Below are 5,784 nucleotides of genomic sequence, written 5' to 3' on the forward strand. Positions count from 1 at the left end.
TCGGCCCAGGCAGTCATGGCAACACGCTTGGCCACCAGGTCCTCATACGAGCGAGGCATGTGCCACGCCCGGTTGGCCCGCCGCCCGTCGCCGATGTCGAACGTCATCAGTTCCTGATTTGCAGCCTAGAAGTCGTACAGGCCGGCGATCGCCCGGCAGCTCTCGGCGAATGCCGGATGCTCCGCGACTCGCGTGATCAGCTCGCCGTCCAGGAACACCGCCCGGTCGGTGTCGAGCGCAGCCAGATGCGCCCGCCCGTCCTTCACCGCGCCTGGCTTCATGCCAAGACAATAAGGACTCAGGCCAGCAGGCACATGTGCCGTAGCTGTGGAGGCGGCAGGAGACTCGGCGACGTTGCGACCGGTTCCCTCTTGGATGCACCGTGCTGTGTCGATGCCGTCGGCGAGGACTGCGGGGCAGTACGAATCTCTCGTCTGCCGGATCGCTGGTCGCCGCGGGTCCTGTCGCCTCCACAGCGGGCGCACCTACCGGCGCGACTCCGAAGAGGCTGTGAGTCAGTTCATCGGCACCAGCTCGGCGGTGCCGAAGACCACGCGGAAGCGGACGCACCAGACCGACACCGTGTTGTAGCGGTCAAGATCGATGCCCGCGGGAACCACATAGTTCTGCGCCCCGATGTTGCCCTTCAGGTCGCCCAAGTCGATGAAATCGTCCACGAGGTCGCCGACCGAAGCGTCCGGACCCGCCGTGTGCAGGTACACGTTCAGATCGGGACCGTTGTCGGTGGCGAAGTCGTCGTCGAACCGCAAGAAGGTCTGCGTGCCGTCGGTGAGCACCACCGCCGTGCCCTCGGCAGGGTGCGACCGGGGTCCGAAGCTGCCGACATAGGCAACCCGGACGGCCGGTTCAGCCTCCGTGGTGGGCGGCGGGGCGGCCGCTGTGGTGGCCGGCGCGGTGGCCGCGGGCTCGTCCGCGTCGGCCGCCGATTCGCCGTCGCTCGTCGCGCCGGGCTTCGCAATCTTCTCGCCTGCGGGATCAGACTCGCCTCCCTCAGTCATCCTCGCCGACTCATCAGCATGTTCGCCGACCGACATCGACTGGTCGGTGACCGGCTGCTCGGACTCGGCGGTCTCGCCAGCGTCGCCAGCGGCAACGGTTGCCGTGGTGGCCGTGTCGAGCGCTTCGCTGATCAGCGCATCGATATCGGCCTCGACAGCGAACTCGGGGCCCTCCTCGTCGACCACCTCGTCCACGAAGATCAGATGAAACGCAAAGAGAAAGAACACCAGGTAGATGCCGACCCCCACCACAGCGGCGAGTCCGGTGCCGAGCGCCCAGCGCCCGCCGGTGGATCGGGGAATCAGCCTTGACAGGAACCTCATGCAACTTCCCTCATGAATTCTCGTACTCCATGCCTCAACCGTAGGAGCCAAGCGGGCCCTCTCATGGTCAGGGGCGGCAAGTTCAAGACCGGTGGCGCGACAAGATCAGCAGCACACCGACCAGCACGAACACGCTGCCGGCCATATAGGGGATCGACACGAACCCGAACTCCCACGCGTACCGCACCGTGCAGGGACTGGTCAGACTGCACGTCGTAGCGCCCTCAAGATCGGGAAAGTGCTGCAGCAGGTAGTGCCACGTCGACATCGCTGCGCCCGCCACGCACATCGGCAGCCCGTACAGGTGAACCCCCCGGTCCCGCCGCAGCCAGCCCACGATCAGCACCAACGCGAGCGGGTACATGGCGATGCGCTGAAACCAGCACCAGCGGCACGGCTCCAGATGCGCTATCTCCGACAGGTACAGCGAGCCGAGCGTGGCACCCAGCGCAAGCAGCGCCGCAACTCCCACCAGCGCCCGGGCACCGACTACCCCCGCCCCGCGGGCGTCCGAGCCGCGCCCACGTCGTCGCACGGCCACGAGACTCACCGAGGCGACATTGCACGCCAGCGCAGCCACCGCAAACAGCCGGAGCATCTGATCCAACGACACCGTCGCTCAGCGTGCCAGACGCACACGCCCACCACGCGCGACAGGCTTCAGATGGCGGAGCGGCCCGGCCGGCTCAACGGAATCCACAGCGACAGGAACGCCACGCTGGCAGCCACCAGGAAGAACACCAGCGCATGCTGGTAGTAGATGAGCGAACCAGGACCGGAGTCCTCGGTGAGCAAGGCGAAGAACGCCGCGATGCCGATGGCCGCCGACGCATAGCGCAGCGTGTTGAACAGCCCGCTGACCTCGCCGAAGAACTTCTCGGGCACCGCCTTGAGCGCCACGCTGTTCAGCAGCGGCACGCACATGCCCCAGCCCAGGCCGAACAGGATGATGCTCGGCGCCATGGTGAACCAGTAGTTCGGCTCGGTGCCCAGCGTCAGCACCATCCAACCGGTCGACCCGATCTGCATGGCGGCGCCTGTGCGGCAGAACACGATTGCCGACCAGCGTTCGCCCAGCCGGCTGAACGTGATGGTGGAGAAGCCCGCAGCGATCGGTCCAAGCGTCAGAGCGAGCCCGACAACGGCGACGTCGTAGTTCCAGACGTTCTGCAGGAACAGCGGCCACAGCAGCCACAGCGACTGCGATGAGATGCCGACCAGGAAGTTGGCCAACTGCGTCATCCACACAGCACGGCGCCGCAGCAGGTGCAGGTTCAGCAACGGTTCGGAATGGCGCAACGAGTTGACGATGAAGACCGCCAGTGCGATCACGCCGACCCCGGCAAGCGCGAGCGCCACCGGGGACAGGAACCCCCAGTCCTTGCCCTGCATGAGCGGTGTCACGATGGCCAGCAATGCCACGGTGACCGCAGTTGCCCCCACGATGTCCAGCCGCTGATGCTTGGTCTGTGTGGGCTGCTCGCGCAGCACTCGCAAGCCGATCACGAACAGCAGCGCCGCTATGGGGGCGCTCACGAAATACAGCACACGCCAGCCCGTCACGGCCAGCACCAGCGTGGACACCTGCGGGGCAATGGCTGCAGCCAGCGGTCCCGACGCCGACCACAGCCCCACGGCCGTCGTCCGTCTCGACTCGGGGAACAACGGCAGCACGAGACTCAATGAAGCCGGAAGGATGGCTGCGCCGCCGATGGCTTGCAGAACACGCGCCAGGTTCAGCGTCCACACTGTGGGCGCGATGGCGGAGAACACGGCGGACAGCGCGAACAGCGCCAGCCCGACCTGGAAGATGCGCTTGCGACCGATCCGGTCGGCGAGACGACCTGCCAGCGGCAGGAACGCGGCCGTGCCGATCATGAAACCGGCGATGCCCCAGCCCACATCGGAGGCCGTGGCGCCGACAAAACCGTCCCGGATGGAGTCGAGCGCCAAGTTGGAAGCGGTGCTGTTGAAGCCCACCAGCACGGTGCCCATGGACGCAACAGCGAGCGCTCGCCACGCAGCGCCCGAAACCGGTTCGGGGGCTGCGGCCCGGCGGTTGGGGGACCTCGGCTGTCCAGGCGGCTCGGCGACTGGCGAGATCGTCGGCGGAGACGGTGCGAGCGCCGGCACAGAGCCGCCGCATTGAAAGTCATGATCGGACCGCTGGATCGTCGGGATGCCGGCCCCGGCCGAGCTACCCGGCCCCTGCCGCAGCTCCGCCCCTGCCGAAACACCAGCCCGTTGCCGTGAGTCCGTGGCAACCGGCAGCACCGGCGGCACCCGCGCCGGATCGACCTGGCTGAGGTCGATCTCGTTGCGCACCTAGGCCAGCGTACGGCGCAGTCGACGCCGCCAATCGCGAGAATCGAATACCACTTAGAGAACCGTCAACAGCATTGCTTCCAAGCACAAACCCCAGCGGGCGACAACCTGCCGGCGGCTGGATCAACGACCGTGGAAGACCGGCTCGCGCTTTTCCACGAAGGCCTGCGCGGCCTCCTTGTGGTCGTCGGTCTGGCCAGTGTGGATGTGGTGCGCCGCCTCCATGTCGAGGCACTCGCCCATGTCGCCATGAACCGCCCGGTTCAGGTTCTCCTTCATGTACCGGTACGCCACGGTCGGGCCGTTGGCCAGCCGCCGGGCGATGGCGCCCACCTCGTCCATCAGGCTCTCGGCGGGGAAAACGCCGTTCACCAGGCCCAGCGACACCGCCTGATCCATATCGACCCGATCCGACAGGAAGTACAGCTCACGAGCCTTGGCCGAGCCGATCAGCCGCGACATGAACCACGTACCGCCGTAGTCGCCGCTGAAGCCCACCCGGGCGAACGCCGTCGTCATGATCGCGTTGGGCGCCGCGTAGCGCAGGTCGCACGCCAGCGCCAGCGACAGCCCGGCCCCCGCCGCCGCACCAGGCAGCGCCGCGATGGCCGGCTTGGGCATCTCGTAGAGCTTCCCCGCCGTGTCGCGCTGGTTGCGTCGCTGCAGATGCACCCTCGCGTCGTATTGCAGCGCGCTGCCGCCGCCCTCGCCCCCACGGGCCGCCATGCCCTTCACGTCGCCGCCGGCGCAGAACGCCCCGCCCGCGCCGGTGAGCACCACGCAGCCCACATCGGACGCCGACTCGGCATCGGCCAGCGAGGCCACCAGCCCGTCGAGCATCTCGTTGGACATGGCGTTGCGACGCTCGGGACGGTTCAGCGTGACGGTCATCACGCCTTCAGTCACCTCGACGACAATGTCGTCAGTTCCGGTGTCGAAGACTCGGTCAGCCATCTGTGGACTCCTTGCTCACATCGACCGCCCGCGCAGCCGACACATCTGATCCCGAAGTATCGCGAACCGGAGCGACATGTGCCTCAGAAGCTGAGCCGGCAGGCGAGGCTGCGGCCCGAGCGGCGCGCAGCCGCTGGGATCGGATCGGCACCTCAGCGCAGGGCCCCTCAGACGTCGTGCGCTATTGGAAAATAACGGTGCCTTGTGCTGCGCGGTTGACGACGCCCGGGGCCCAGACGAGGGCGAGGCTGAGCTGGTTTCCGCTGCCGATGGTGACGGGTACGGTGATGGTCTGCAGCTGGCCGGTGAAGACGACGCGGATGTTGCTGCCAAGGTTGCCGTCGCGTACGGGGGCCAGCAGGACCGGCACGCTCCTGGCGGGTTTGCAGTCGAGGCTGACGGTGAAGGCAACAGTGCTGTCGGTTCGCATGGCCGTGGGGTTGCCGATCGACAGCGTGGGCTTGTCGACGCAGGTACCGTCGGGCGGGGGCGGTGGGTCGTCGTTGTCGGAGACGGCGATCGTCGCCGTCTTGGACGCGCCGAGGTCGTAGTCGGCTTCGTCGACGAGTGTCGCGGTGACCGTGCCGTCGGGCTCGTCGGCTGAGTCGTCGGCGGTGGCGACCGTGAGGGTGGCGGTGCCGGACGCTGGGATGGTGACTGTGCGCTGGCCGGCGGTGACGCCGAAGTTGCCGCTCGCGGTGATCGCAACCGTCACGTCAAGGTCGGCTGTCGGCGCGGGGCTGGCGCTGAGGGTGAAGCTGGCCGAGCCGCCCTCGGTGACGCCGCTTCCGCCGATGATCGAGACGACCGGGACCACCACCGGCGGGTCGTCGTTGTCGGCGACGGTGGCGGTCTCGGAGTTGGGCGAGCCGATGGTGTAGTCGCTGCCCGCGTTGAGTGTCAGGGTGACCGTGCCGTCGGGCTCGTCGGCTGAGTCGTCGGTGGTGGCGACCGTGAGGGTGGCGCTGCCCGATGTGGGGATCGTCACCGTCTGGGAGCCGGCGGTGACGCCGAAGTCGCCGCTCGCAGTGATCGTGACGCTGACCGCCAGATCAGCCGATGGCACCGGGCTGGCGGTGACGGTGAAGGTAATGCTGTCGCCCTCGGTCCCGCCTGTCGCGCCGGCGATGTTCACCACAGGCGGCGGCGGCGGCGGTGGCGG

General features: G+C 67.8%; 5 protein-coding genes and 1 pseudogene. All 6 read right to left on the reverse strand.

Annotated features, from left to right (window positions below; all coding sequences use genetic code 11):
* Window positions 1–125: 125 nt before the first annotated feature.
* The gene (locus tag VI480_RS04550) at window positions 126–281 is read right to left on the reverse strand and encodes a hypothetical protein (RefSeq protein ID WP_323671632.1); all 156 of its coding nucleotides are present in this window, start codon (window positions 279–281) and stop codon (window positions 126–128) included.
* A gap of 234 nt (window positions 282–515) precedes the next feature.
* Window positions 516–1,343 (reverse strand): DM13 domain-containing protein, encoded by an 828-nt coding sequence (locus VI480_RS04555; RefSeq protein WP_323671633.1) that lies wholly within the window; start codon window positions 1,341–1,343, stop codon window positions 516–518.
* 82 nt (window positions 1,344–1,425) lie between these two features.
* Entirely contained in the window at window positions 1,426–1,956 is a 531-nt protein-coding gene (locus VI480_RS04560) for a disulfide bond formation protein B (RefSeq protein ID WP_323671634.1), read from the reverse strand.
* Between the two features lie 47 nt (window positions 1,957–2,003).
* On the reverse strand, window positions 2,004–3,668 hold the full coding sequence (locus VI480_RS04565; protein WP_323671635.1) for an MFS transporter: 1,665 nt from the start codon (window positions 3,666–3,668) through the stop codon (window positions 2,004–2,006).
* A gap of 123 nt (window positions 3,669–3,791) precedes the next feature.
* The gene (locus VI480_RS04570) at window positions 3,792–4,622 is read right to left on the reverse strand and encodes an enoyl-CoA hydratase-related protein (RefSeq protein WP_323671636.1); all 831 of its coding nucleotides are present in this window, start codon (window positions 4,620–4,622) and stop codon (window positions 3,792–3,794) included.
* A 181-nt stretch (window positions 4,623–4,803) separates the two neighbouring features.
* Window positions 4,804–5,784, reverse strand: a pseudogene (locus VI480_RS04575) (hypothetical protein); the annotation flags it as partial.

Origin of the sequence: Candidatus Poriferisodalis multihospitum, from assembly GCF_028283155.1 — a bacterium.
Taxonomy (GTDB): domain Bacteria; phylum Actinomycetota; class Acidimicrobiia; order Acidimicrobiales; family Poriferisodalaceae; genus Poriferisodalis; species Poriferisodalis multihospitum.

Bases quoted from the DNA above. Each gene is read 5' to 3' on its own strand.
- VI480_RS04550 (WP_323671632.1), bottom strand. From the start codon at position 281: ATGAAGCCAGGCGCGGTGAAGGACGGGCGGGCGCATCTGGCTGCGCTC.
- VI480_RS04555 (WP_323671633.1), bottom strand. From the start codon at position 1,343: ATGAGGTTCCTGTCAAGGCTGATTCCCCGATCCACCGGCGGGCGCTGG.
- VI480_RS04570 (WP_323671636.1), bottom strand. From the start codon at position 4,622: ATGGCTGACCGAGTCTTCGACACCGGAACTGACGACATTGTCGTCGAG.